The 24507-nt window shown below is 70.3% G+C and carries 22 protein-coding genes and 1 pseudogene; 7 read left to right on the forward strand and 16 right to left on the reverse strand.

Translation table 11 applies throughout. The annotated features are described in order from the left end of the window. Positions 1-92: 92 nt before the first annotated feature. The 3 genes and pseudogenes from HLH27_RS13145 to HLH27_RS13155 all read right to left on the reverse strand — a co-directional run. Positions 93-1472, reverse strand: coding sequence for an MFS transporter (locus HLH27_RS13145; RefSeq protein ID WP_182950493.1), 1380 nt, complete (start codon positions 1470-1472; stop codon positions 93-95). Between the two features lie 23 nt (positions 1473-1495). Beyond that, positions 1496-2239, reverse strand: coding sequence for a dienelactone hydrolase family protein (locus HLH27_RS13150; RefSeq protein WP_182950494.1), 744 nt, complete (start codon positions 2237-2239; stop codon positions 1496-1498). Between the two features lie 15 nt (positions 2240-2254). Next, a pseudogene (locus HLH27_RS13155) lies at positions 2255-3706 on the reverse strand (sugar porter family MFS transporter); the annotation flags it as partial. A gap of 285 nt (positions 3707-3991) precedes the next feature. Here HLH27_RS13155 and HLH27_RS13160 point away from each other — a divergent pair. Continuing rightward, positions 3992-5335 (forward strand): GntT/GntP/DsdX family permease, encoded by a 1344-nt coding sequence (locus HLH27_RS13160; RefSeq protein ID WP_182950496.1) that lies wholly within the window; start codon positions 3992-3994, stop codon positions 5333-5335. A 54-nt stretch (positions 5336-5389) separates the two neighbouring features. On the opposite strand, the gene der is transcribed toward HLH27_RS13160, so the two are convergent. The 5 genes from der to HLH27_RS13185 form a co-directional block, all read right to left on the reverse strand. Further along, positions 5390-6808, reverse strand: a complete 1419-nt coding sequence (gene der / locus HLH27_RS13165) for a ribosome biogenesis GTPase Der (RefSeq protein WP_182950497.1) — start codon at positions 6806-6808, stop codon at positions 5390-5392. 116 nt (positions 6809-6924) lie between these two features. Further along, complete coding sequence (locus HLH27_RS13170) at positions 6925-8295, reverse strand: outer membrane protein assembly factor BamB family protein (protein ID WP_182950498.1); 1371 nt, start codon at positions 8293-8295, stop codon at positions 6925-6927. Positions 8296-8467: 172 nt separating this feature from the next. Continuing rightward, on the reverse strand, positions 8468-9157 hold the full coding sequence (locus tag HLH27_RS13175) for a tetratricopeptide repeat protein (protein ID WP_182950499.1): 690 nt from the start codon (positions 9155-9157) through the stop codon (positions 8468-8470). Between the two features lie 130 nt (positions 9158-9287). Beyond that, positions 9288-9668 (reverse strand): hypothetical protein, encoded by a 381-nt coding sequence (locus HLH27_RS13180; protein ID WP_182950546.1) that lies wholly within the window; start codon positions 9666-9668, stop codon positions 9288-9290. A gap of 92 nt (positions 9669-9760) precedes the next feature. Further along, positions 9761-11080, reverse strand: a complete 1320-nt coding sequence (locus tag HLH27_RS13185) for a dihydroorotase (RefSeq protein ID WP_182950500.1) — start codon at positions 11078-11080, stop codon at positions 9761-9763. A 195-nt stretch (positions 11081-11275) separates the two neighbouring features. On the opposite strand from HLH27_RS13185, the gene HLH27_RS13190 reads away from it, so the two are divergent. After that, entirely contained in the window at positions 11276-11992 is a 717-nt protein-coding gene (locus HLH27_RS13190; RefSeq protein ID WP_182950501.1) for an MgtC/SapB family protein, read from the forward strand. Positions 11993-12122: 130 nt separating this feature from the next. Here the strand turns inward: HLH27_RS13190 and HLH27_RS13195 are convergent, their stop codons facing one another. Next, a complete protein-coding gene (locus tag HLH27_RS13195; RefSeq protein ID WP_182950502.1) occupies positions 12123-13490 on the reverse strand; it encodes an FAD-binding oxidoreductase in 1368 nt (455 codons plus the stop codon). Positions 13491-13627: 137 nt separating this feature from the next. On the opposite strand from HLH27_RS13195, the gene HLH27_RS13200 reads away from it, so the two are divergent. Next, positions 13628-14728, forward strand: coding sequence for an MBL fold metallo-hydrolase (locus tag HLH27_RS13200; RefSeq protein ID WP_246375880.1), 1101 nt, complete (start codon positions 13628-13630; stop codon positions 14726-14728). Here HLH27_RS13200 and HLH27_RS13205 read toward each other — a convergent pair. After that, positions 14673-15767 (reverse strand): glycosyltransferase, encoded by a 1095-nt coding sequence (locus tag HLH27_RS13205; RefSeq protein WP_182950503.1) that lies wholly within the window; start codon positions 15765-15767, stop codon positions 14673-14675. The two genes, HLH27_RS13200 and HLH27_RS13205, sit on opposite strands and share 56 nt — an antisense overlap. Continuing rightward, positions 15764-16699: a glycosyltransferase family 9 protein gene (locus HLH27_RS13210; RefSeq protein WP_182950504.1), complete on the reverse strand. Its 936-nt coding sequence runs from the start codon at positions 16697-16699 to the stop codon at positions 15764-15766. Before HLH27_RS13210 ends, HLH27_RS13205 begins: the two co-directional genes overlap by 4 nt. 142 nt (positions 16700-16841) lie before the next feature. On the opposite strand from HLH27_RS13210, the gene ygfZ reads away from it, so the two are divergent. The 4 genes from ygfZ (at position 16842) to HLH27_RS13230 (ending at position 18880) form a co-directional block, all read left to right on the forward strand. After that, the gene (gene ygfZ / locus HLH27_RS13215) at positions 16842-17684 is read left to right on the forward strand and encodes a CAF17-like 4Fe-4S cluster assembly/insertion protein YgfZ (protein ID WP_182950505.1); all 843 of its coding nucleotides are present in this window, start codon (positions 16842-16844) and stop codon (positions 17682-17684) included. 55 nt (positions 17685-17739) lie between these two features. Next, positions 17740-18168, forward strand: a complete 429-nt coding sequence (gene hisI, locus HLH27_RS13220) for a phosphoribosyl-AMP cyclohydrolase (RefSeq protein ID WP_182950506.1) — start codon at positions 17740-17742, stop codon at positions 18166-18168. A 31-nt stretch (positions 18169-18199) separates the two neighbouring features. Continuing rightward, positions 18200-18376, forward strand: coding sequence for a hypothetical protein (locus HLH27_RS13225; RefSeq protein ID WP_182950507.1), 177 nt, complete (start codon positions 18200-18202; stop codon positions 18374-18376). A gap of 177 nt (positions 18377-18553) precedes the next feature. Continuing rightward, the gene (locus tag HLH27_RS13230; protein ID WP_246375881.1) at positions 18554-18880 is read left to right on the forward strand and encodes a helix-turn-helix transcriptional regulator; all 327 of its coding nucleotides are present in this window, start codon (positions 18554-18556) and stop codon (positions 18878-18880) included. Positions 18881-18911: 31 nt separating this feature from the next. Here the strand turns inward: HLH27_RS13230 and lpxB are convergent, their stop codons facing one another. From lpxB to rpmI, 5 genes are all read right to left on the reverse strand, one after another. Next, complete coding sequence (gene lpxB, locus HLH27_RS13235; RefSeq protein ID WP_182950508.1) at positions 18912-20093, reverse strand: lipid-A-disaccharide synthase; 1182 nt, start codon at positions 20091-20093, stop codon at positions 18912-18914. 5 nt (positions 20094-20098) lie between these two features. Further along, positions 20099-22567, reverse strand: coding sequence for a phenylalanine--tRNA ligase subunit beta (gene pheT / locus HLH27_RS13240; protein ID WP_182950509.1), 2469 nt, complete (start codon positions 22565-22567; stop codon positions 20099-20101). A 3-nt stretch (positions 22568-22570) separates the two neighbouring features. After that, complete coding sequence (gene pheS / locus HLH27_RS13245) at positions 22571-23641, reverse strand: phenylalanine--tRNA ligase subunit alpha (RefSeq protein ID WP_182950510.1); 1071 nt, start codon at positions 23639-23641, stop codon at positions 22571-22573. 160 nt (positions 23642-23801) lie between these two features. Beyond that, positions 23802-24161: a 50S ribosomal protein L20 gene (rplT, locus tag HLH27_RS13250; RefSeq protein ID WP_182950511.1), complete on the reverse strand. Its 360-nt coding sequence runs from the start codon at positions 24159-24161 to the stop codon at positions 23802-23804. A gap of 14 nt (positions 24162-24175) precedes the next feature. After that, positions 24176-24379, reverse strand: a complete 204-nt coding sequence (gene rpmI / locus HLH27_RS13255) for a 50S ribosomal protein L35 (protein WP_114729229.1) — start codon at positions 24377-24379, stop codon at positions 24176-24178. Between the last annotated feature and the right edge of the window lie 128 nt (positions 24380-24507).

The raw sequence follows: 24507 nt of genomic DNA on the forward strand, positions 1-24507 counted from the left end.
AATCACATCGTGGCAGGATTGACTGGAAACGCTGCCGCATACCAGCGTTATAATTATGATTTCAATGAATTATGCGCCAGTCCCCAAAAGGGTCAGGCACCGGCCCGCCGCCCGCGCACCAGCCGGCTGGAACTGATCGCCGCCGCGCCATAGGCGCAGGCCGCCGCCAGTTCCAGGCAGCGCAGGGTCGGGTCGTGGCGGACGAAGCCGAATGTCAGCGCCACGAACATCGCCCCCATCGTCTGCCCCCACAGCCGCGCGACCGAAACCATGCCGCTGGCACTGCCCGAGCGCCCGTGCGGCGCCGCCACCATCATCGCCCGGTTGTTCGGCGCCTGGAAAATCCCGAACCCCATCCCCGCGACGGCAATCCGCCACGCAATGTCCAGGTTCCCCGCATCGGCCGGCAGCAGGCACAGCAGCACGAAGCCGGTGCCGGTCACACACAGGCCGATCGAGGACAGGATGCCGGCCGGCACCCGGTCCGCCAGCCGCCCCACCAGCGGCGAGATCGCGACAATGCCCACCGGCCACGGCGTGATCAGCAGCCCGGTCGCCACCGCCGAGCGATGCAGCACTGTCTCCAGCGTGAAGGGCATGGAAATGATGAAGAAGTTCGACGCCACGAACGCCAGCGACCCCACGCTGAACGCGATCAGGAAATCCGGCACCGCCAGCAGGTCGATCGGCAGCATGGGGTCGGAACGCCCGGTCTGGCGCCGCGCGAGCTGGAAGAACGCGCCGCCGCCGATCAGCAGCAGCCATACCGCCACCACCGGGCCGCTGCGATGCGCCAGACTGTCCAGCCCGACGACCAGGCAGCCGATGGCCACCACGTTCAGGATCGCGCTGGCCAGGTCGAACGAGGACTGGCTGCGCGGCGTGGCGGGCAGGTAGATCACCGCCGCCACCATCGCCGCCCCGCCCAGCGGCAGGTTGATCAGGAAGATCCACGGCCAGTCCGCCACCGACAGCACGGCAGAGGCGATGGTCGGCCCCAGCGCCACCCCGGTCGCGACCACCACGCCGTTCAGCGCGATCCCCTTGCCGATCTCGGCATGGGGGTAGATGAAGCGGACCAGCGCGATGTTCACGCTCATGATGCACGCGCCGCCGATGCCTTGCAGCGCCCGGGCCAGCGCCAGTTCCAGCAGCGTATGCGACATCGCGCAGAAGACCGAGGCCACGACGAAGGTGGCCAGCCCGATCCGGCACAGCCGCGCGAAGCCCAGCCGCGACCCCAGCGAGGCCAGCGGCAGCAGCGTCGCCAGGCAGGCCATCTGATAGGCGTTGATCACCCAGATCGAGGAAGACGGGCTGGCATGGATATCCTGCGCGATCGTCGGCAGCGCGACATTGGCGATGGCATAATCCAGCACCGAGAGCAGGACCGACAGCGCCACGGCGAACATCGCCAGCGCCCGGGGCATGCCATGCAGCCCCTCGCCCTCGCGCAGGACCGTCCCCTTCATCGCCCTGTCCCCGTCATCGCCGGTCAGCCGCGCAGGGCGCGGGCGAACAGCGCCTGGACCCATCCCATGGCCTGAAGGAACAGGGCGGGGTCGAACCGGTGGCCCTCGTCGCGCAGGAAGGCATGCTGGCCGTTGACCTCATGCCATTCGTACCCGACCCCTGCCGCCTCCAGCGCCTCGCGGATCGCCTGCCGCCCCGCGAAGGGCACATGCGGGTCCTGCCGGCCCCAGACCATCATCGCCTCGCCGGCAATCTCGCCCAGCCGCCGCAGCGTATCGTCCGCCCGCCCGTCGCCCAGCGACGCCGAATGGATGTCGGTGGCATAGAAGCACGCCGCCGCCTGCACGGCGGGGTTCATCGCCGCCCGCAGCGCCAGATGGCCGCCCAGGCACACGCCCATGGTGCCGATCCGCCCGGTACAGGCGTCATGCTCCGCCAGCCACGCCACCGCCGCGCGCGCATCGTCGTCATAGGCGGCCAGGGGCTTGGCATATTTCAGCGCGTTGCCCCGGTCGGTCCCCGGCCCGTCATAGGCCAGCACGCAGCCGGCGGGCTCGTATTCGTGATAGACTTCCGGCACCGCCACCACATGGCCCAGCCCCGCGACCATCGCGGCCAGCCGGCGGATCGGCGCCGTCACCTGGTAGATTTCCGAAAACAGCACCACGCCGGGAAAGCGGCCTTCCGCCGCCGGGCGCAGCACATGCAGCCGCATCGGGCCGTTGGCCGTCGCGATATCCTGGGTCTCGTCCCCGCGCAGTATCATCGTCGCCGCCCCGCCCTACCGTCCCAGTTCCCGCAGCCGCCGGCCCGCCATCAGCCGGGCCTCGATCTCCTCCAGCGACACGCCCTTCGTTTCGGGCACGTAGGCGAGGGTGACCAGGATGAACAGGCCGTTCATGATGGCAAACAGCCAGAAGGTCCAGCTCTGCCCCAGGGCCGCCATGACGGTCAGGAAAATGTTGCTGACCAGCCAGTTCGCCGCCCAGTTGGTGAAGGTGGAGCACGCAATGCCGAAATCGCGGCCGCGCAGGGGCTGGATTTCCGAGCACAGGGTCCACACCATCGGCCCCGCCCCGATGGCGAAGCCGGCGACGAACAGCAGCAGCGCCGCCACCATCCCGCCCAGCACCGGCGTCGACTCCCCGCCGATCGCGGCCAGCCCGCCGGCCACCAGCATCGCCCCGGTCATGATCGCGCAGCTCAGGATCAGCAGCGGGCGCCGCCCCCAGCGATCGATGAAGGCGATGGCGAAGCCGGTGGCGGCCATGTTGACCAGCCCCAGCAGCGCCGTGGCCCAGGTCGCGGCCGACACCCCGAAATGCGCGGCCTGGAAGATCTTGGGCGCGTAATACATCAGCACGTTGATGCCCGTGACCTGCTGCATCACCTGCAAGGCCACCCCCAGCAGCACCGAGCGGCGGAAATTCGGGCTGCTGCGGAAAAACGCCAGCCCGCTGCCGCCCTCGCGCCGGAGTTCCTGCGCGATGTCGCGGATCTCGGCATCGGCTTCGGCCGGGCTGGTGCGCAGCAGGCGCATCACCTGGCTGGCCCGCCCCCGCTCGCCCCGCATCATCAGCCAGCGCGGACTGTCGGGCAGGAACAGGCACGCGGCGCAGAACAGCGCCGCCGGCGCCGCCATCAGCCCCAGCATCCAGCGCCAGTGCCCGCCATACGACAGCAGGCTGTCGGTGACATAGGCCAGGAAGATCCCGAGCGTAACCATGAGCTGGTAGAACGAGACCATCGCCCCGCGCACCGATTCCTGCGAGATTTCGGAAATATAGAGCGGCGCCGCAAACGCCGCGATCCCGACCGCAAGCCCCAGCAGCACCCGCCCGACGATCAGCACCGCCACCGATGGCGCCAGCGCGCACAGCCCGGCCCCGGCGACGAACAGCAGCGACGCCGCCAGCAGCGCCCGCCGCCGCCCCAGCCGGAACGAGATGCGCCCCGCCACCAGCGAGCCCAGGGCGGCCGCGGCCATCATCGACGACACGATCCATTCCTGCGTCCGTGCCGCGGCATGGAATTCGTCGCCGATAAAGCCCAGCGCCCCGGCGATGACGCCGGTATCCAGCCCGAACATCAGCCCGGCCATCGCCGCCAGGATGCCGACCACCACCGCCCGGGCCGCCGCATGCGCCGCGGGCGGATGGGCGGTGGTCTGGCTGGTGCCCGTGGGGGGTGTACCTGTCTGGTCCGCCGTCATGTCATGGACTCCCTCTTCCGGATTCGGCGCCCGGCGGCGGGGCGCCCGGGCAGGTTGTCTCCTGCCCCGTCATATCCTGTGTCGTTCCATGCCGACCCGCCGCGGGCATCGCGCGCCCGCAAGTCCGCTCCGTTATGGCGCCAAACCCACCGATCTGGCCAGATCCCTTGGCGATCCTGCGCCCGAAGAAAAAACCGGCCCGGCAATGAACCAAACCGCCTCTCCCGGATATGAGCCCGCGGCCATTGACATTCGCGAGCCCGTTCCGCGCTCATGCACGCTCACATTCACTACAGACGCGGTTCAATGTCCCCAATTCTGGCGATTTCCCTGGCAACCGCGGCGATTGGCGCCGTCGTGCTCCTCATCGGGCGCTACAAGCTCAATCCCTTCATTGTCCTGGTCTGCGTTTCCATTCTGCTGGCGATCTGCGCGGGCATGCCGCCCCAGAAGGCCGTCGCCTCGTTCGAAGAGGGCGCGGGCCATGTGCTGGGCCATATCGCGACCGTGATCGCGCTGGGCACCATGTTGGGCAAGATGCTGGCCGAATCCGGCGGCGCGGACCAGATCGCGCTCACGATCACCCGCCTCGCCGGGACAAAGCGCATCAGCTGGGCCATGATGGTCATCGGCCTGCTGATCGGCCTGCCGGTGTTCTTCGAGGTCGGGTTCGTGCTGCTGATCCCGCTGGCCTTCACCCTGGCGCGGCGGACCTCGACCCCCCTGCTGCTGCTGGCGCTGCCGATGGGGGCCGCGCTCTCGGTCACCCATGCGATGATCCCGCCGCACCCCGCCACCCTGCTGGCGCTGGCGGCGTACCATGCCGATACGGGGCGGACCATCTTCTGGGGCGTGATCATCGGCACCCCCATCGCCGCCCTGGCCGGCCCGGTCTATGCCCGCTTCATCACGCCGCATATCCATACCGAGGGCGAGGCCGCGCTGGCCGAGCAGTTCGCCAGCCGCGACAGGCCGGGCGACATGCCGCCCTTCCTCACCACCGTCCTGACCATCCTGGCGCCGGTGCTGCTGATGCTGGTGGGCTCGGCCGCCGACCTGATCACCAGCCCGGGCGGGCTTGCCAACACGATCCTGCATTTCGTGGGCAATACCGACATCGCCCTGCTGCTGGCCACCGTCCTGTCCTTCTACGTGCTCGGCCTCGCACGCGGCTTCTCGCGCGAGACGATCCTGCGCTTCACCACCGAATGCCTGGGCCCCACGGCGCTGATCATGCTGCTGGTCGGCGCCGGCGGCGGCTTCGGGCGCGAACTGATCGACAGCGGCGTGTCGAAAGCCATCACCGACGTCGCGGTGGGCGCGCATGTGCCGCTGCTGGTGCTGGCGTGGCTGGTGGCGGTGGTGGTGCGGGTCGCGGCCGGCTCGGCCACCGTGGCCATGAGCACGGCCTCGGGCATCGTCGGGCCGATCCTGCTGCACAGCCACGGCACGTCGCCCGAACTGATGGTGCTGGTCACGGGCGCGGGCTCGGTGGCGCTGGGCCCGATGAACGATGCCGGATTCTGGCAGATCAAGGAATATCTGGGCCTGACCGTCGGCCAGGCGATCAAGACCTGGTCGGTCATCGAAACGCTGATCGCGGTGCTGGGCCTGGTCTTCTGCCTGCTGGCGTCCCTGTTCGTCCACTAGCAGGCGGTCCCGGAACCCCGGTTCCGGGACCGCCCGCCAGGGCGCGCCGGTGCGTCAGCCGGCGGATTCCGCAAACGGGTTGCGGGTGCCGCGCAGCAGCAGGCGGATCGGCGTGCCCGGCAGGTCAAAGGCCTCGCGCAGGCCGTTGACCAGGTAGCGCTGGTAATCCTCGGGCAGCAGCTCGGCACGGGTGCCGAACAGGATGAAGGTCGGCGGCCGGGCCTTGGCCTGGGTCATGTAGCGCAGCTTCAGCCGGCGCCCGCCGACCAGCGGCGGGCTGTGCCGCTCCAGCATCATCTCGAACCAGCGGTTCAGCGCGCCGGTCGGGATGCGCTTGTTCCAGACCTCGTGCGCGCGCCGCACCACCGGCAGCAGCTTGTGCACGTTGGCCCCCGTCAGCGCCGAGAACGACACGACGGGAATTCCGCGCATCTGCGCCAGCGAGGTCTCGATCCGGTCCGAAATCGCCTGCCGCGTGGCGATCCGGTCCTCGACCGCGTCCCATTTGTTCAGCGCCAGCACGCAGCAGCGCCCCTCGCGCTCGATCAGGCGCGCGATCTGCAAATCCTGCTCGTGCACGCCCAGGGTGGCGTCCAGCGCCAGCACCACCACTTCGGCCATCTTCAGCGCCTCGATGGTGGCCGAGGTCGACATCTTCTCCAGCCCGTCCTCGACGCGCGCCCGGCGCCGCAGCCCGGCGGTGTCGACAAGCTGGATCGGCCCGTCCTCGTCATGCAGCAGCACGGTGACGGAATCGCGGGTCAGCCCAGGCTCCGGCCCGGTAATCATCCGCTCCTCGCCCAGCAGGCGGTTCAGCAGGGTCGACTTGCCGGCATTGGGCCGGCCGACGATCGCCAGCCGCAGCGGGCCGGGCGGCCGCTCGTCCAGCTCCTCCCCGTCCTCGCCATACTGGGGCGGTTCCACCACCGGCTCCGCCGGTGCCTCGGGGGGCATGCGGTCCGCGATCTCGCCCATCAGTTCCGACAGGCCCTCGCCATGCTCGGCCGAAATCGCCAGCGGCGTCCCCAGCCCGAGCGCGAACGCCTCCATCGCGGCGGCCGCACCCTGCCGGCCCTCGGCCTTGTTCGCCACCAGCAGCACCGGCCGCCCCTGGCGGCGGATCCAGGCGGCGAAATGCTCGTCGGCCGGGGTGATGCCCGCCCGCGCGTCGATGCAGAACACCACCAGATCGGCCTGCGCCACCGCCGATTCAGACGAGGCCCGCATCCGCCCGTACAGCGTATCGGGCGCCGATTCCTCCAGGCCCGCGGTGTCGATCAGCCGTATCCGCCGCCCGCGCACGGTGCATTCGGCTTCCTTGCGGTCGCGGGTCACGCCCGGCGTGTCGGCCACAAGCGCCTGCCGCCGCCCCACAAGGCGGTTGAACAGGGTCGACTTGCCGACATTCGGACGCCCGGCGATCACGACGATCGGCAGGTCATCCCCGGTCGGAACGGAAGGAAGCTTGGCCAAGGTATGAAACTATCCCTCGGGCACGATGCGTTCGCCCATGCTGGCGCACCCTGCCCATATATCATGTCCAAGCCCGATTCACGCCCCGGGTCGCAGCGATCCGGGGCGATCGGGCTCTAGCTGTAGGCGTTCAGTTTGCCGTCGTCGGTCACGATCAGCAGCCGGCCATCCACCACGATCGGCGCCACCGTGGCAACCCCCGGCAGCTTGCCGACCGTCAGAATCGCCCCCGTCGCGGGGTCGATGGTCACGAAGCCGGTCTCGGGCATCGTGCTGACGCAGACCAGCTTGCTGCCGGCCATGATCGGCCCGGTCCAGGTCACGCCGTTCTTCTGCGCCTCGACCCGGCGATAGCGCCGCAGCTGCGTGATCCAGCGCACATGGCCGTTCACCCGGTCGAGGCAGGCAAGCTGCTGGTCCAGCGACAGCACATACACCCAGTTGTCGATCACCAGCAGCGTATCCTGCCCGGCCACGGTGCGTTCCCACAGCCGGCGGCCCGACCGCAGGTCGATCGCCACCATCACCGAGCCGGCGCTGATGGCATAGACGGTGTCGTCCATCACCACCGGCATGCCGCGCACGCATGAGAAATCGACCGTCGATTCCTGGCCGTTGGTGCTGCCCAGCGTATCGCTCCACACCACCTCGCCACTGGCCGCCCGCAGCGCGACCAGGTCGCCGGAGCCGAAGCCGGCCACCACCACGTCGCCCGCCACGGCGGGCGCGGGCTGGCCGAAGATCACGGTATCGGCCTGGGTGGCGGAATAGGTCCACAGCACCCGCCCCGTCGCCGCATCCAGCGCCAGCAGCCGCTCGTCGATCGTGCCGAAGAACAGCCGGCCATCCACCACCGTCGGCGCCGAACGGCCGGGCGACTGGGTGTCGATCCGCCACTTCACCTTGCCGGTCGCGGCTTCGACCGCCAAGGCCTGCCCCACGCCGTCGACGATATACAGCGTGTCGCCGGCAATGCTGTACCCGCCGCCCAGATTGCTGGAATGCATCTTCTTCGGCTTGGGCGTGAAGCGCCACACCTCGCGCATGCGCGGCCATTCATAGGCCCGGATCACCCCCTGCGCATCGCCGACGAAGATCCGCCCGCCCGCGACGATCGGCGTCGCCTGCAACACGCCGCGCCCGCTGTCGCCCAGCGCGGCATAGGACAGCAGCTCGGGCTCCGACACGCCCGCGCCGATGCCATGCGACCATTCGCGGCGCATCTGGCCGCCCCAGGCCATGTTGACCCCGGCATGGGTCGGCAGGCGCCCCGGCTGCTGCCAGTCGCCGATGGCGGTCTGGGCGGGAATGGCGATCGACGCCTTGTCGTCGGGGTCGACCATCAGGCCCGCGCCCGTCGTCAGGACATCGACGCGCTTGCCCGCCAGCAGCGGCTTTTCGTCATCATCGAACAGGCTGCATCCGGCCAGGACCGGCACCATCGCGCCACCAAGGAGCGCATGCCGGCGGGTCAGAACTTTGTTCATGTAAATCCTGCGCTACGAAAGGAAAAACGGGGCCATTCCGGTCTCGGCATGCCCGCTGCCCCGGGGGCATGAAACCATTGTCCGCGCGACGCCGCCAGAGCGCATGGCACCATCGGGCACGCATTGGCCCGAAAACGGATCGCCCCCGCCATCCGCCCCGGCCGGGCACGCGCTATGACGGCGTGGCATTCAGCGTCTGGAGCATGCCGCCGGCCCGGCTGCGCAGGCCCTCCGGCACGTCGATCTGCGTCGTCAGCTGCCCCAGCCGCCGGCGCGCGTCGGCCAGGTGCCCCTGCCGCAGGTCCAGCATCGCCTCGCATTCCTCCGCCAGCCCGCGCCACGGCTTGCCGGCGCCATCCAGCGTGGCCAGGCGCGAGCGCAGCACCGCCGGATCGCCATCGTCGATCTGGTGCTGCACCCACAGCAGGCTGGCCAGCCCGCGCAGCAGCGCATCGGCGCGCTGGTCGTCGGCCACCTGGGCCCACAGCGCCAGCGCGCCCTTGCCGTCGCCGCTCGAGGCCAGCAGCGCCGCGCGTTCCAGCCGCGACAGCGTGCGCAGGCCGGAGGGCACGCCGTCCAGCGTCGCCAGCCGCGCCAGCGCGTCCTTCTGCTGCGGGGTCAGCGCATTGGTCTCGCCGGGGGCGATATGGCTGGTATCGGCCGCGCGCAGCGCCGCGAAATAGGTCGCGCCGGCGGCCTCCGCGGCCTGTCGCCCGCGCCAGGCATGATATTGCCAGCCACCCACGCCGGCAGCGGCCACCGCCACCACCGCCACCGCCGCGCCGACATAGCGCCGGGCCATCAGCCGCAGACGCTCCATGCGCATGTCGTCGTCGACTTCCCTGAAGATGTCGTCAGCCACGTCTCAACCGCTCTCCGCATCCAGCCGCGACGGGCCCGGGCCCGTCATTCCATGGCCGGACCATAGCGGTCCCGGCGCATGCGGGCAACAAACCCGCACGCGGCCGGCAGCACGCGCCCCGGGCGCGCGCTCAGGGGTGCGAGAAGCGCGCGGCCCCGGCCTTGAGGTCGGCGGTCAGCTTCGTGAAATGGCCGGAAATCCGCTGCTGCACGGCCACGCTGCCCTGCTGGACCTGGTCGATCCGGGCCTTGGCCTGCGCGCTGATCGCCGCCTGCTCGCGCGCGGCGGCGGTGGTGACGCAGGCATTATAGGTCCGCGCGGCCTTCTCGTACGCCGTCACGGCATCGACGCTGGCATTGTATTTCGCCACGCTGGAGGAATCGACGGCGGGGGCCGCCGGCTCCTTCCCGCAGGCGGGCGCCGACCACCCGGCATCCGCCGCCCGGGCCGTGGAAAACGCACCGGTCAGGCACAAGACGGCAGCACAGGCCAGCAACCGGCCCGATTTCATAGCACGCAAGACACATCCCTTTTGACTACGGTCCCGCCGTCACGATGACGGAAATCGCGGACGCTGCCCCCTATGCCGACAAGATGTCGAAATCAGGGCGCGAAATGCGCCAGCCGGCCCGCGGGCGCGCCCAGGATCGTGTCCTCGCGCATCACCGCCTGCCCGCGCACGATCGTCGCCATCGGCCAGCCCGTCACCGCCATGCCGTCGAACGGCGTCCAGCCCGCCGGGGTGGCGATCCAGTCGTTGGTGATGCGCCGCTTCGCCGCCAGGTCGACCAGCGTGAAGTCGGCATCGTACCCCATGGCGATCCGCCCCTTGGCCTGCAAGCCGTAGACCCGCGCCGGCCCCGCCGCCATCAGGTCCACCATCCGGCCCAGCGACAGGCGCCCGGCATTCACATGGTCCAGCATCACCGGCACCAGCGTCTGCACGCCCGTCAGCCCGGCCGGGGTCGCGGGCCAGGGCTTCGCCTTCGCCGCCAGCGAATGCGGCGCGTGGTCCGAGCCGATCGTGTCCACCATGCCGTCGCGCACCGCCTCCCACGAGGCCTCGTAATGCCGCCGGTCGCGGATCGGCGGGTTCATCACCGCCAGCGCCCCCAGCGTCTCGTAGCAATCCGGCGCCACCTGCGTCAGGTGGTTCACCAGCACCTCGACGGTGGCGACATCGCGATGCCCGGCCAGCCAGTCCAGTTCCTCGGCGGTCGAGGTGTGCAGGATATGCACCGGCCGCCGCGCCCGCCGCGCCAGCCCCACGATCCGCCGCGTGCCCAGGAACGCGCATTCCTCGTCGCGCCAGAACGGGTGCATGTCGTACGACATGCCCTCGGTCAGCAGCTTCTTCCGGTCCTGGAGCCGATATTCGTCCTCGGAATGAAAGGCCACGCGCCGGTGCCCGTGCTCCAGCACCTGGCGGATGCCCTCGTCGTCCTCGATCATCAGGTCGCCGGTCGACGATCCGGCAAAGACCTTGATCGCGCACACGCCGTCATAGTCTTCATATTCACCCAGGCGCGGCGTATTGGCGCGCGTGGCGCCGATATACATCGCGAAATCGACCCAGCTTTCCCGCGAGGCATATTCCTGCTTCCAGCGCAGCATGTCGCCATCGGTGATCGAGGGCGCGGTGTTGGGCATGTCGAACACCGTCGTCACCCCCCCCAGCGCCGCCGCCCGGGTGCCGGTCGGGATGCTCTCGACCGACGCATCGCCCGGATCGCGCAGATGCACATGCGGGTCGATCAGCCCCGGCAGCACATGCAGCCCGGCGGCATCGATCACCTCGTCCGCCTCATCCGCCGCCACAACCGACAGGCTGGCGATCCGCCCCGCCCGCACGCCGATATCGGTCCGCGCCTCGCCCCACGGCAGCACGCATGTCCCATTACGGATGATCAGGTCGTAATGCATCGGTCCCTCGCAGCCTGTCTTTCTCCGCGACGTACTCCTTTCGGGACATACGCGGCAAGACCGCGCAGCGATCCCCAGCCCTTCACCCGACGCGGGATTTTTCGTAAAATCGGTCGCCCGTGTGGCATTCAACGCGCCTCCGGCGCGTTTCCCCCAGGGCAGGCGGAAACAGGGCGGCCCCGTCAGGAGCGGCGCATGGTCTCATTGTACGGGCAAGGCTGGCTTCAGCTCGGGGAACTGGCCCTGGCCTTCGTCCTGTCGGCCCTGATCGGCATCGAGCGCGAGGTCCGGCAGAAAAGTGCCGGCGTGCGCACCTACACCCTGGTCGGCGTGGCCGCCGCCCTGTTCATGCTGGTCTCCAAATACGGGTTCAACGACGTGCTGCGCCCGCAGATCGTGGTCGTGGACCCGTCGCGCATCGCCGCCCAGATCGTCTCGGGCATCGGCTTCATCGGCGGCGGCGTGATCTTCATGCGGCGCGACGTGGTGCGCGGCCTGACCACGGCGGCCTCGGTGTGGCTGACCGCCGCGCTGGGCATGGCCTGCGGGGCGGGCCTGCCGGCCCTCGCCGTCGCCACCACCATCGGCCATTTCGTCATCATGTTCGGCTTCCCCAAGATCATCGGCCGCCTCCCCGCCAACCGCAAGAACGGCACGGTCCTGCGCCTGGTCTACGAAGACGGCCGCGGCCTGCTGCGCACCATCCTGCTCTGCTGCACCCAGTGCCGCTTCACGATCGAACAGGTCCGGCTGAGCAGCCACCAGACCGAACGCTCGGACCCACGCCCCTCAGCCGTGACCCTGTTCATGGAGGTCAAAGGCAAGCGCCCGATCTCGCGCCTGATCGAGAAGCTCGGGGAAATCGATGGGCTGTGGGAGGTGGAGACCCGTGAAGATGATGGGCTGGAGTAAAAAGGTCTCTTCCTTTGTCTTACGAAAAAAAAGCAAAAAGACTTTGATCCGTTCAGGACCATCGCGTGGCCCGGCAAAAAACTCCTGAACGAATCAAGGTTTTTTGGTTCTTTTTTTCAAAAAAGAACGCCTAAAGCATCTTCCCCGGATTAAGGATCCCATTCGGATCCATCGTCTTCTTGAACCCCCGCATCACCTCCAGCGCCACCGGATCGTGCTCGTCGGCCATGAACTCGCGCTTGCCCAGCCCGATCCCGTGCTCGCCGCTGCACGACCCGCCCAGCGCCAGCGCGCGGCGCACGATCTTCCGGTCCAGCGCCCAGGCCTGCGCCAGCCCCTCCGGCGTGGGCGGCACGAGGATGATGGTGTGGAAATTGCCGTCCCCGACATGCCCGACGATGGGCGCGGTCAGGCCGGATTCCGCGATATCCTCCTTTACCCCGGCCACCAGTTCCGCCAGCACCGAAATCGGCACGATCGCATCGGTGGTCATGGCGCTGTAGCCCGGCCGATAGGCCAGGCAGGCCCAGTACGCATGATGCCGCGCGCGCCACAGGGCGGCGCGCTGGTCCGGATCGGTATGCCAGTCGAAGCCCAGCCCGCCGCGATCGGACACGATGGCCTCCACCACCGCGATCTGCTCGCGCACCGCCTCGGGACCACCGACGAATTCGAGAAACAGCGTGGGCAGCGCGCGCAGCCCCGTCAGGCCGGAATAGCGGATGCTGGCATCCATCTGCACCTCGTCCAGCAATTCCAGCCGCCCGATGGGCACGCCGAATTGCAGGATGTCGATGGCGGTGGCAACGGCGTCGGACAGGGTTTCGAACTGCACCACGGCGGCAGCGATGGTTTCGGGAATCGGATGCAGCCGCAACTGGATTTCCGTAATCACCCCCAGCGTGCCTTCCGAGCCGATCAGCAGATGCGTCAGGTCGTACCCGGTCGCGGATTTGCGCACCCGCCCGCCGGTGCGCATCACCCGCCCGTCGGCCAGCACCGCCGTCAGCCCCAGCACATTCTCGCGGATCGTGCCGTAGCGCACCGCCGCGGTGCCCGAGGCCCGGGTGGCGCACATGCCGCCGATGGTGGCCTCGCCACCCGGATCGACGGGGAAGAACAGCCCGGTATCGCGCAGGATCTGGTTCAGCGCCTGCCGGGTGATGCCGGCCTGCACCCGGCAATCCATGTCCTGCGGATTGACCGACAGCAGTTCGGTCATCCGCGACAGGTCGAGGCTGATCCCGCCTTCCGGCGGATTGACGTGCCCTTCCAGCGAGGTCCCGGCGCCGAAGGCGGCCAGCGGCACCCGATGCGCGTTGCACAGCGCCAGCGTCTGCGCCACGTCGTCGGTGCTCTGCGCGAACACCACCGCCGCCGGCATGCTGGGCGCATGATGGCCCTCGCCATGGCTGTGCTGCTCGCGGACGGATTCGGCGGTCGACACCCGCTCGTCCCCCAGTCGCGCGCGCAGGGCCGCAATCAGTTCGCTCGTCATGCGCGTGGCTTCCCCCCGTTCCTGTCCGCCGGTATCCCTGAGGCTATCGGCCCGGGATGGACAATTCAAAAAAACGTACGTTCGTATCCAGCCCACAGGCACTATCGGCGAGCGAACGCGCATCAGGCATGGGCCGCATGGCGATGAAACCAGGACTACCCTTTCTCCTTCCGGCCTTTCTCCTTCTGGCCTCTTTCCCGTTCCTGCCATCCCCCGCACCGGCCGCCACGCCGGCCCCCGGCTTCGTCGTGACGGTGCTGGGCGCGCGCGGCGGCATGCTGGACGGCAATCTGAGCGCCTACATGATCCGGCCCACGGGCGACGACCGGGCGATCCTGTGCGACGCAGGCACCGTGACGGCCGGGCTGGTCGCGGCCGACCGGGCCGGGGCGCTGGACGACGTCGCGGTGCCCCCCGGCACCGGCCTGACCCGTCCCGGCTACGTGCTGGCCCACACCATCCGCGCCTATCTGCTCAGCCACGCGCATCTGGACCATGTGGCGGGGCTGGTCATCGCCTCGCCCGATGACGGGCCCAAACCGATCTACGCCCTGCCCGCCACGCTGCACGACCTGTCGGCGCATCTGTTCAACTGGCGCATCTGGCCGAATTTCGGCGATGCCGGCCCGCCCCCCACATTGGGAAAATACCATTACCGCCCGCTGGTGCCGGGCCGGGCGGACCCGGTGCCCGACACGGCGATGACCGTCACCGCCTGGCCGCTGAGCCATGGCGGCATCGACTCCACCGCCTTCCTGCTGGCGGCCAACGGGGCCGCGATCCTGTATCTGGGCGATACCGGGCCCGACGCGGTCGAGGGCGGGCACAGGCTGGACGATCTGTGGCGCGCCGTCGGCCCGCAGCTCGCCGCGCACCGATTGAAGGCCATTATCATCGAGGCCTCGTACGACGATACCCGCCCCGACCGGCTGCTGTTCGGCCACATGACCCCGGCCTGGGTGGCCGACACGCTGCGCGACCTGGCGCGCCGGGCGGGCGGCCCCGATACCCTGCGCGGGCTGACGGTGCTGATCGGCCACGTCAAGGCCAGCCTGGCCACGGGCCCCGCGCCGCAGGAGGCCATCCGCCGCGACCTGCTCCGCGACGCGGCGCGCGACGGATTGCAGGATGTCCGCTTCGTCATCGCCGAACAGGGGCAGCGCCTGACCGTGGGCGCCGGGCCTACAGCAGCGACAGAAGCCGTGCCTCCAGCCGGGCCGACTGGGCGGCCGCGCTGAACGATTCCCGCACCGTCTGCAACGCGCCGTCCGCCAGCCCGTCGCGCACGCCGGGCGCCAGCATGGCCTGCATGGCATCCGCCAGCGCAGCCGGGTCGGCGGCGGGCACCACGATCCCGGCCCCCAGCCGGTCCAGCACCGTTTCCAGCCCCGACTGGTCGGACCCGATCACCGGCACGCCGCGCGCCAGCGCCTCCACCGCCACGCTGGGCAACCCCTCGCGGTCGCCGCCGGCCGAGACCACGCTGGGCACCAGCAGCGCAATCGCCCGGTCCATCCTCGCCGCCAGGTCCGCCGCCGGCAGCCACCCGGTAAAGCGCAGATGGTCCAGCCCCGCCGCATAATCCCGCATCGCGGGCAGCAGCGGCCCATCCCCCGCCAGCACCACCGGCGGCGCCAGCCCGCGCCCCGCCAGCATCCGCAGCGCGTCGATCAGCGTCGACACACCCTTCTTGTCCACGAACCGCCCGGCGAACACGAACTGCTCGGCCGGCCCGCTGGCCGGGGCGGCGGGCTCCACCCCGATCGGGATCACCTCCAGCAGCTCGGGCCGCACCCCCCGCTCCAGCAGCTTGTCGCGCACGCCTTCCGAAACGCAGACGAACAGCGACGCATAGGCTTGCAGCGCCCGCCAGCGCCGGCGGAAAATGGCCGGCGGCACGCTCCAGCGATAATGCCGGTCCTTGAAGGCATCGCCGCCGTGAAACGTCACCACCAGCGGCACGCCCAGCGCCCGGGCCATCGGCAGGGCCAGCGCGCCGCCGCGCCCGAACTGCGCATGCACCAGCACCGGCGCCAGGTCGGCCACATCGCGCGCCGCGCCCCAGCCGAACTGCTTGAACGCGGCCTGCCGCACCGGCCGCAACGGCCCGCTGCCGCCCATAAACCGCAGGCCGCCCGGCAGGGCGGGCGGCGGCGCATCCCGCCGGCAGCCGACCCAGCAGGGGCGCAGGGAGCGGAACCCGATATATTGCCGCCGCATGAAGGCATGTTCCGAACGCGGCAACAGCCGGTCGCGATAGACCAGGATCGTCTTCACGCGGGCACGTCCATCAGGGGGGCAGGCACGGGCGCGTCCAGCCCCAGCAGGTCCACCGCCGCCGCCACCACCGGCGCGACCGCCAGCCCGGCGATGGGGGCCTGCCCCTCCGGCCCCGGCGCCGCGATGCCGCGCGCCCGGCGCCCGACCGGGCCGTATTCCGACATGCGGCTGGGCCCGAACAGCCCCAGCGTCGGCGTGCCCACCGCCGCCGACAGATGCATCAGCCCCGAATCGTTGCCCACGAACCCCGCGCACCGCGCCAGCAGCGCCGCCACCTGCGGCAGGGCCAGCCCGCCGCCGGCATCGACGGCATCGGGCAGCGCGGCCAGCACCGGCTCGGCCATCCGCCGCTCGGTCTCGCCGGGGCCGTACAGGATCACGGGCCGCATGTCCGGCCACCGGGCCCGCAGGGCATGGGCCAGCGCGATGAAACGGTCGGCCGGCCACACCTTGCCCGCCCAGTTCGCCGTCGGCGCCAGCGCCAGCCAGCGCGGCCCATCGGGCAGCATCGTCCGGGCCAGCGTGCGATCGGCCGCGCCCATCCACATCACGGGCAAGGGCGGCGGCGACAGGCCCAGCACCTGGCCCAGATGCGCGATGCGCGCCCCCTGCCGCCGCCCGCCGCGCATGATCGCCCGCCGCCGCGCGGCCAGCACCAGCGTGACCGCCGAGCCCCGCAGGTCCACGCACAGATCCCACCGCGTCCCGACGCAGGCGCGCCACAGCGCCAGCCAGTGCAGGTCGTATTTCTGCTTGGTCACGACGATGGTGCGCTCGCGCCGGGGCATCGCCGCGAACAGCCCCGCCGCCACCGGCCCGCAGGCGATGGTGAAGCGCGCGTGCGGGTAGCGCGCCAGCAGGACATCCAGCAGCCCGGTGGACAGCACCGCGTCGCCCAGACGCGTGGAGGTGATGAACAGGATACGCATGCCGCCCCAGCCTAGCCTATCGCACGCCCCGGCGAAATCGTCCCCTCTTCCCCAACCGGCCGGCAGAACACACATCAGACCCACCGAACGCGCCCGCCCACCCGCATTTCCAGACCGGCGCAAGGACTGTAGGATCAGGCCCATGGTTGACCCGACACATCTCGCCCACCTCCCGGACCGCGCCGTTCTGGCCATCTCCGGCCTCGACCGGCACAGCTTCCTCCAGGGGCTGGTGTCCAACGACGTCACCCAGGCCATCCCCGGCCGCGCGGTCTGGGCCGCGCTGCTGACGGCGCAGGGCCGCTGGGTGGCCGATTTCTTCCTGTTCGCCGATCCCGACGGCGCGCGCCTGCTGGTGGATTGCGAGGCCGCGCAGGCCGGCATGCTGCGCCAGCGCCTGCTGCGCTACCGCCTGCGCTCCGACGTCTCGATCGACGAGACCGGCTTTGCCGTCCACGCCGCCTGGGGCGCCGTCCCCCCGATGATCGATTCCACCATCGGCGCCCCCGACCCGCGCCTGACCGAGGCCGGCTGGCGCCTGCTACTGCCCCGCCCGGCCGAGGGCGCGGCCGACCACGCCGCCTACGACGCCCACCGGCTGGCGCTGGGCCTGCCCGACGGCTCGCGCGACTGCGAAGAGGGCAAGACCCTGCTGCTGGAAGCGAATTTCGAGCTTCTGAACGGCATTTCCTGGACCAAGGGCTGCTATATGGGCCAGGAACTGACCGCCCGCACCCGCTATCGCGGACTGGTCAAGCGCAAGCTGCTGCCGGTCATGGGCGCCGCCCTGCCGCCGCCCGGCACGCCGCTGCTCCAGGCGGGGAAGGAGGCCGGGCACATGGCCTCCTCCCGCGACGGGCAGGGGCTGGCCATGGTGCGCCTGGCGCATCGCAGCGGCGAGCTGACGACCGAAGCCGGCCATTCGGTGCAGGTGCGCCTGCCCGACTGGCTGACCCTGCCCGACGCCGACGCGCCGGCGGAATGAGCAGCGCGTGCGGCCCCTGCTGGACAGGGGCCGCGCCATGGAGTGTTGTGCCGCCATGACCGACGCCACCCCCTACACCGCCCCCGCCGAGGCCGTCCGTGCCGCCATGCTCGACACCGTGCGCTTCGACGCCGCGGGCCTGGTCGCCGCCATCGCCCAGCAGCACGATACGGGCGAAATCCTGATGCTGGCGTGGATGAACCGCGCGGCGCTGGACGAAACATTGCGCACCGGCCGCGTCTGTTATTATTCGCGCAGCCGCGGCGGCCTGTGGCGCAAGGGCGAGACCTCCGGCCAGGTGCAGAAACTGGTCGATGCCCGCCTGGATTGCGACCGCGACGCGGTGCTGCTGCTGGTCGACCAGACCGGGGTCGCCTGCCATACCGGCCGGCGAAGCTGCTTCTTCAACGCCATGCGCCCCGAAGGACTGGTCGAGACCAGCGCGCCGCTGGTTTCGGCCGATACCCTCTACGGGCGCGGCTGACCGTGTCTTCTCTCACACGCAGGTTCCCCCGATGACCACGCCCGACCCCTCGCCCCGCGGCAAGATCGCCTTTCTCGCCATCCTGTTCGCCGCCACCCTCGGCCTTGGCGTCTACACCATCTATTCGGCCTTCACGGCCCTGCACACCACGGTCGAAGGCGGCACGGCCTCCCCGCCCCCCGCCCCCGCCGGTTCCGCAAAACAGTGAGACCACGCGCGTCGTCTTGACGCGCGCACCGGCCCCGTCCGGTTCCGGACACTCCGTCCGCAACCGGACAGGCGGAAACGCCCCTTCCAGAAAAACCATTACAAGACAATGCGATATAAGCTGTCCACCATGATGTAGACTTGTCTGCGCAGGAAAGCAGAACAGGGACAGCAGATCATGAACCGATCGATTTCGTCGCCCGCCCCAGCCGCGCGCCGTCATCGCCCGCACCCGGCCCCCACACCCCGCCCCACGCCATGCATGGGCCTGTTCAACCGGATCGGACTCTTCCGGGCCGAACGGGGATGGACGCGCAAGGCCCTTGCGGAGCGGGTGGCCGTCAACCCGCAGACGATCGGTTTTCTGGAACGGGGCGACTACGCACCCAGCCTGGAACTGGCGATGAAGATCGCCCGGGCCTTCGACGTCCCGATCGAGATCCTCTTTTCCTTCGAGCCGTTCGAAACGATCTCGACAATGCTCCAGGCAAAAATCGAAGCCTGAGAGAGCCCGCCGCAGGGCAGCGCCCCGAGGCTTATATCCCCGACACCGACCCCGCCGCGTCCAGCACCGCCATCAGTTCGGCCGCCGCCGCATCGTCCGGGTCGCCCTTCGGCGCGGCCAGGGTGGCGGTGACGGCGCGAAAGCCGGCCCGTTGCAGGGCGGCGCTGTGCCCGTCGGTCAGCAGCCGGTGCACCGTGGCCGCCAGCAGGTCGGGCCGGCAGCGTTCCTGCAACAGTTCGGGCACCAGCCGGTGCCCGGCCAGCAGGTTGACCATGGCGACATAGGGCACGCGGATCAGCCGCCTTGCCAGTGCCGCCGTGATCGGGTTGACGCGATAGGTCACGGCCATCGGCACCCCGGCCAGCGCCAGTTCCAGCGTCGAGGTCCCCGATTTGGTCAGCGCCGCCCCCGCCGCCGCGAAGGCATCGTGCTTGTCCGCCAGGTCCGTCACCACGATGGGCCGCAGCGGCCAGTCGGCCACCCCGCGCCGCACCACGTCCGCCACGACGGGCGAGACCGGGACCACGGGCACGATGCCCGGGCAGGTCGCCATCAGGATGCGCAGCGTGCGCCCCAGCACCGGCAGCAGGCGCGGCGCCTCGGACCGGCGGCTGCCGGGCATCAGGATCAGCACGGGGGTGTCGGCGGCAATGCCGTGCCGCGCCCGAAAGGCCGCGCCATCGCCCCGGTCGACCCCGGATTGCAGCACCGGATGGCCCACGAAGCGGGCATCGAGCCCATGGCGGCCGAAAAAACCGGGCTCGAACGGCAGCAGGCACAGCAGGCGCTCCCACAGGCCGGGGAATTCCCGCACCCGGTGCTCGCGCCACGCCCAGACCTGCGGCGCGACATAATGCACGCGCGGAATGCCCAGATCCGCGATGCGGCGCAGCAGCCGCAGGGCGAAGCCGGGGCTGTCGATCGTCACCACCAGGTCGGGCCGCGTCGCGGCGATATCCGCCACGGCCTGGTCCAGCCGGCGCGACAGATGGCGCAGCCGGGGCAGCACTTCCACCAGCCCCATCACCGCCAGGTCGCGCAGCGGAAACAGGCTGCGCAGCCCCGCCGCCTCCATCCGCGTGCCGCCGACCCCGGCGAAACGCAGCGTCGGGTCCAGCCTGCGCAGCGCATCCATCAGGCGCGCCCCCAGCACGTCGCCGCTGGCCTCGCCGGCCAGCAGCCAGACCGTGCGCCCCGGCGCGGCCCCGCCCATGCGGGCTAGCCTTCGCCCCGCAGCACGGCGCCGCAGGCCTTCTGCACCGCCGCCACCACGGCGCCGGACACGGCGTCGATCTCGGCGTCGGTCAGGCTGCCGCGGGTCGGCTGCAACGTCACTTCCACACCCAGCGACTTGCTGCCCTCGGGCACCTTGTCGCCCTCATAGACATCGAACAGCCGCACGGCGGAAATCAGCGTCCGCTCGGCCCCGCGCGCCGCGCGCAGCACCGATTCGGCCGTCACGTCGCGCCCGACGACGAAGGCGAAATCGCGCTGCACCGGCTGGAAGGGCGAAAGCTCGGGCGCGGCCCGGCGCCGCCGCTTGGGGTCGGGAATGGCGTCGAGGAACAGTTCGAACCCCACCACCGGCCGGTCCAACCCCCGCCCCGCCAGCAGCGCGGGATGCAGCTGGCCGAACACGCCCAGCACGATCTTCGGCCCCTGCCGCAGCACGCCGGAGCGGCCGGGATGATAATGGCCCGGCGCATCGGCGGTCACGCTGATGCCCTCGATCGGCGCGCCCAGCGCCGCCAGGATCGCCAGCGCATCGGCCTTGGCATCCCACAGGTCGACCGGGTCGGCCGGCCGGCCGGGCGCGCGCGGCGCGTGCCCGCTGCGCAGCGCCGCCGCGATCTGGCTCTGCCCACCCTCGCCGAAGCCCGGCCCGACCTCGAACAGGCCCAGGTCCGGATAGCCCCGCGCCGTATTGCGCTCCACGGCCGCCAGCAGGTTGACCAGCGGCGTCGGGCGCATCTGGTCCAGGTCGGCGGCAATCGGGTTCAGCAGGCGCAGGCTCTCGGGCACGGCGCCGAAGCGCGCGCAGGCTTCCTGCGCGGCGAAGGAATAGGCCACCGTCTCCATCAGCCCGCGCGCCGCCAGCACGCGCCGCGCCGTGGCGGTGCGCGTCTGGCGCGGCGTCAGCGCCGGCAGCGGCACGGCCGACAGCGCGGGCAGCGACACGGGCGGGATCGAATCCAGCCCGCGCAGGCGCAGGATTTCCTCGATCAGGTCGCACTCGGAATCGACGGCCACGGCCCCCTCGGCGGCGGCGAAGGCCCGCTCGGCCGAAAGATCCGGCGCCTGGTCCAGCACCATCTTCATGGCGATGTCGTTGCGCCACGACGGCACGTCGACCACCACCCGCGCGTCATCCCGTTCGCGGACCTCGAAGCCCAGCGCCTCCAGCGAGGCCACGGCCTCGTCCGCCGGCACGTCCAGCCCGCCCAGCCCGGCGATCCGCGCGAAGCGCAGATGCGCCTCGCGCTGCCAGGCCGGCGCCTCGCCGGCCGACACGACCTCGCTGGCCTCGCCGCCGCACAGTTCGACGATCATCCGCGTCGCCGCTTCAAGCGCCGCCACCGGCAGCGCCTGGTCCACCCCGCGCTCGAACCGGTGCCGTGCGTCGGAATGCAGGCTCAGCCGCCGACCGCTCAGCGCGATCCGCACCGGGTCGAACAGCGCGCATTCCACGAAGACATTCGTGGTCTCGTCGGTGGCACCCGTCGCCTCGCCACCCATGATGCCGGCCAGCGACTGCACCCCGGCGGCATCGGCAATCACGCAATCCTCGGGCGAGACCACGATGTCGCGCCCGTCCAGCGTCCGAAAGCTCTCGCCCGCCCCACGGCAGACCGTCAGCCGCCCGCCCGTCACCCGGTCGGCATCGAACACATGCAGCGGCCGGCCCAGGTCGAAGGCGAAGAAATTGGTGATGTCCACCAGGGCCGAGATCGGCCGCAGCCCGATCGCCCGCAGCCGCTTCTGCAACCAGTCCGGGCTAGGCCCGTTGCGCACGCCGCGCACGGTGCGCCCCAGCACCCACGTGCAGGCCTCGGGGAAATCGTTGGCCCAGGTCACGGGCGAGTCGAAAGTGCCTTCCACGGTCTCGGCCAGCCAGGGGCGCAGATGCCCCAGCCCCGCCGCCGCCAGGTCGCGGGCGATGCCGCGCACCGCCAGCGCGTCGCCCCGGTTGGGCGTCACCGCGATTTCGATCACCGGATCGTTCAGCCCGGCGAAATCGGCATAGGACTGGCCGGTGGGCGTACCCTCGGGCAGCTCGGCGATGCCGTCATGGTCCTCGCCCAGACCCAGCTCGCGCAGCGAGCACAGCATGCCGCCGCTGGCCTCGCCCCGGATCGACCCGGCCTTGATGGTGATGTCCGAACCCGGGACCCAGGTGCCCGGCGGCGCGAAGATCACCGACAGGCCGGTGCGGGCGTTCGGCGCGCCGCAGACCACCTGCACCTCCTCGAAGCCCGGCCCGGCATCGACGCGGCAGACGCGCAGCCGGTCGGCATTGGGGTGCTGCACGGCCTCGATGATGCGGGCGGTGCGGAAGGGGGCCAGCGTGGCGCCGGGGTCTTCGACGCCCTCGACCTCCAGCCCGATCGTGTTCAGCTTGGCGCAGATCTCATCGACCGTGGCGCTGGTGTCCAGATGGTCGCGCAGCCAGGACAGGGTGAACTTCATCGATCACAGACCTTCATGCAGCAGGGCCGGCGACAGCGGGCTGCTGCCGTAATGGCGCAGCCAGCGCACGTCGCTCTCGTAGAACGAACGCAGGTCCGGGATTCCGTGGCGCAGCATGGTCAGGCGCTCGATCCCCATCCCGAAGGCGAAGCCCTGCCATTCGCGCGGGTCCAGCCCGCAATTGGCCAGCACGCGCGGATGCACCATGCCCGAGCCCAGGACCTCCAGCCAGTCGCCGCCGCCGCCGATCTCGCCGGTCTTGCGCGACCAGCCGATATCGACCTCCATCGACGGCTCGGTGAACGGGAAATACGACGCCCGGAACCGCACCGGCAGGCTGGGCTGGCCGAAATAGGCGCGCAGGAAATCGGTCAGGCAGCCCTTCAGATGGGCCAGCGTGATCCCCCGGTCGATCACCAGCCCCTCGCACTGATGGAACATCGGCGAATGGGTGGCGTCATGGTCGGCGCGATAGGTCCGCCCCGGCGCGATGATGCGGATCGGCGGCTCCTCGCCCAGCATGGTGCGGATCTGCACGCCCGACGTCTGGGTGCGCAGCACGCGCTCGCGCCCGCTGCCCTGCCCGGCGGGCAGGTAGAACGTATCCTGGTCGGTGCGCGCCGGATGATGGTCGGGCGTGTTGAGGGCCGAGAAATTGTGCCAGTCGGTCTCGATATCCGGCCCTTCCGCCACCTTGAAGCCCATGGCGCCGAAAATGGCGGCCATCTCCTCCATCGTGCGGCTGATCGGGTGGATGGAGCCCTGCGATTCGGGCCGCGCGGGCAGCGTCACGTCCACCCGTTCGGCGGCCAGGCGCGCGTTCAGGATCGCGGCCTCGATCTCCGCCCCCCGCTCCTCGATGGCGCGCGACAGGTCGTCGCGCAGGCGGTTCAGCGCCCCGCCGCGCAGCTTGCGCTCCTCGGGCGACATGCGGCCCAGTTCCTTCAGCAGGCCGGTCAGCCGGCCCGACTTGCCCAGCGTGCCCACACGCACGGCATCCCATTCCCGCCGGTCGCCGGCACCCGCCAGCGCGGCCAGCGTCTCCTGCCGCAGGATTTCGAGATCGTCGCTCATGGCACCTCGCTGGAAACAGACACGCGATAGAGTAGAGGGGGGTGATGGACCCGAGACCTGCGCGGATACAGGCTCCGACGGCGGGAATAAACCCCCCAAATGCAGAACGGGCCGCCCCTTGCGGGGCAGCCCGTTTCCGATCACCACCGTAAAGGAGCGATCAAGCTGCGAGAGCAGCCTGCGCCTTCTTCACGATCTCGGCAAAGGAGGCGGCATCGTCATAGGCGATGGCGGCCAGCACCTTGCGGTCGATCTCGATCCCGGCCTTGTCCAGCGCGAAGATGAACTTGCTGTAGGTCAGGCCATGCTCGCGCACGGCGGCATTGATGCGCTGGATCCACAGGGCGCGGAAATCGCGCTTCTTGTTCCGGCGGTCGCGATACGCATACTGCAGCGACTTCTCGAGACGCTCGAGCGCGATGCGGTAGTTGGTCGAAGACCGGCCGCGGAAGCCCTTGGAGAGCTCGAGGACCTTCTTGTGACGGGCGTGCGTCGTGACGCCCCGTTTGACACGTGCCATGGTTCAGGTGCTCCTTATGCCAGCCCGTAGGGCGCCCACTGCTTCACAGTCTTCCCGTCCATTTCGGTCAGGGTCTGCGAGCCGCGGTTGGTGCGCTTCATCTTCTGCGAGCGGTTGATCAGGCCGTGGCGCTTGTTGCCCGGCCCGGCGAGCACCTTGCCGGTCGCGGTGATCTTGAACCGCTTCTTGACCGACGACTTGGTCTTCATCTTGGGCATTTTCATCTCCTTCAATTCTGCGGGCTGCGACCGCGCGAGCGGTCAGGCAGCAGTCACGGCCGGGCATGCCCATTTCAGGCCCGGACGCGCGAACAGGCGCTGCCTATAGACAAAGCCCGCCCCGCAAT

Origin of the sequence: Gluconacetobacter takamatsuzukensis (assembly GCF_014174275.1) — a bacterium.
GTDB lineage: Bacteria > Pseudomonadota > Alphaproteobacteria > Acetobacterales > Acetobacteraceae > Gluconacetobacter > Gluconacetobacter takamatsuzukensis.

Bases quoted from the DNA above. Each gene is read 5' to 3' on its own strand.
- HLH27_RS13145 (WP_182950493.1), bottom strand. From the start codon at position 1,472: ATGAAGGGGACGGTCCTGCGCGAGGGCGAGGGGCTGCATGGCATGCCC.
- HLH27_RS13150 (WP_182950494.1), bottom strand. From the start codon at position 2,239: ATGATACTGCGCGGGGACGAGACCCAGGATATCGCGACGGCCAACGGC.
- HLH27_RS13160 (WP_182950496.1), top strand. From the start codon at position 3,992: ATGTCCCCAATTCTGGCGATTTCCCTGGCAACCGCGGCGATTGGCGCC.
- HLH27_RS13170 (WP_182950498.1), bottom strand. From the start codon at position 8,295: ATGAACAAAGTTCTGACCCGCCGGCATGCGCTCCTTGGTGGCGCGATG.
- HLH27_RS13180 (WP_182950546.1), bottom strand. From the start codon at position 9,668: ATGAAATCGGGCCGGTTGCTGGCCTGTGCTGCCGTCTTGTGCCTGACC.
- HLH27_RS13185 (WP_182950500.1), bottom strand. From the start codon at position 11,080: ATGCATTACGACCTGATCATCCGTAATGGGACATGCGTGCTGCCGTGG.
- HLH27_RS13190 (WP_182950501.1), top strand. From the start codon at position 11,276: ATGGTCTCATTGTACGGGCAAGGCTGGCTTCAGCTCGGGGAACTGGCC.
- HLH27_RS13195 (WP_182950502.1), bottom strand. From the start codon at position 13,490: ATGACGAGCGAACTGATTGCGGCCCTGCGCGCGCGACTGGGGGACGAG.
- HLH27_RS13200 (WP_246375880.1), top strand. From the start codon at position 13,628: ATGGCGATGAAACCAGGACTACCCTTTCTCCTTCCGGCCTTTCTCCTT.
- HLH27_RS13210 (WP_182950504.1), bottom strand. From the start codon at position 16,699: ATGCGTATCCTGTTCATCACCTCCACGCGTCTGGGCGACGCGGTGCTG.
- ygfZ (WP_182950505.1), top strand. From the start codon at position 16,842: ATGGTTGACCCGACACATCTCGCCCACCTCCCGGACCGCGCCGTTCTG.
- hisI (WP_182950506.1), top strand. From the start codon at position 17,740: ATGACCGACGCCACCCCCTACACCGCCCCCGCCGAGGCCGTCCGTGCC.
- HLH27_RS13225 (WP_182950507.1), top strand. From the start codon at position 18,200: ATGACCACGCCCGACCCCTCGCCCCGCGGCAAGATCGCCTTTCTCGCC.
- HLH27_RS13230 (WP_246375881.1), top strand. From the start codon at position 18,554: ATGAACCGATCGATTTCGTCGCCCGCCCCAGCCGCGCGCCGTCATCGC.
- lpxB (WP_182950508.1), bottom strand. From the start codon at position 20,093: ATGGGCGGGGCCGCGCCGGGGCGCACGGTCTGGCTGCTGGCCGGCGAG.
- pheT (WP_182950509.1), bottom strand. From the start codon at position 22,567: ATGAAGTTCACCCTGTCCTGGCTGCGCGACCATCTGGACACCAGCGCC.
- pheS (WP_182950510.1), bottom strand. From the start codon at position 23,641: ATGAGCGACGATCTCGAAATCCTGCGGCAGGAGACGCTGGCCGCGCTG.
- rplT (WP_182950511.1), bottom strand. From the start codon at position 24,161: ATGGCACGTGTCAAACGGGGCGTCACGACGCACGCCCGTCACAAGAAG.
- rpmI (WP_114729229.1), bottom strand. From the start codon at position 24,379: ATGCCCAAGATGAAGACCAAGTCGTCGGTCAAGAAGCGGTTCAAGATC.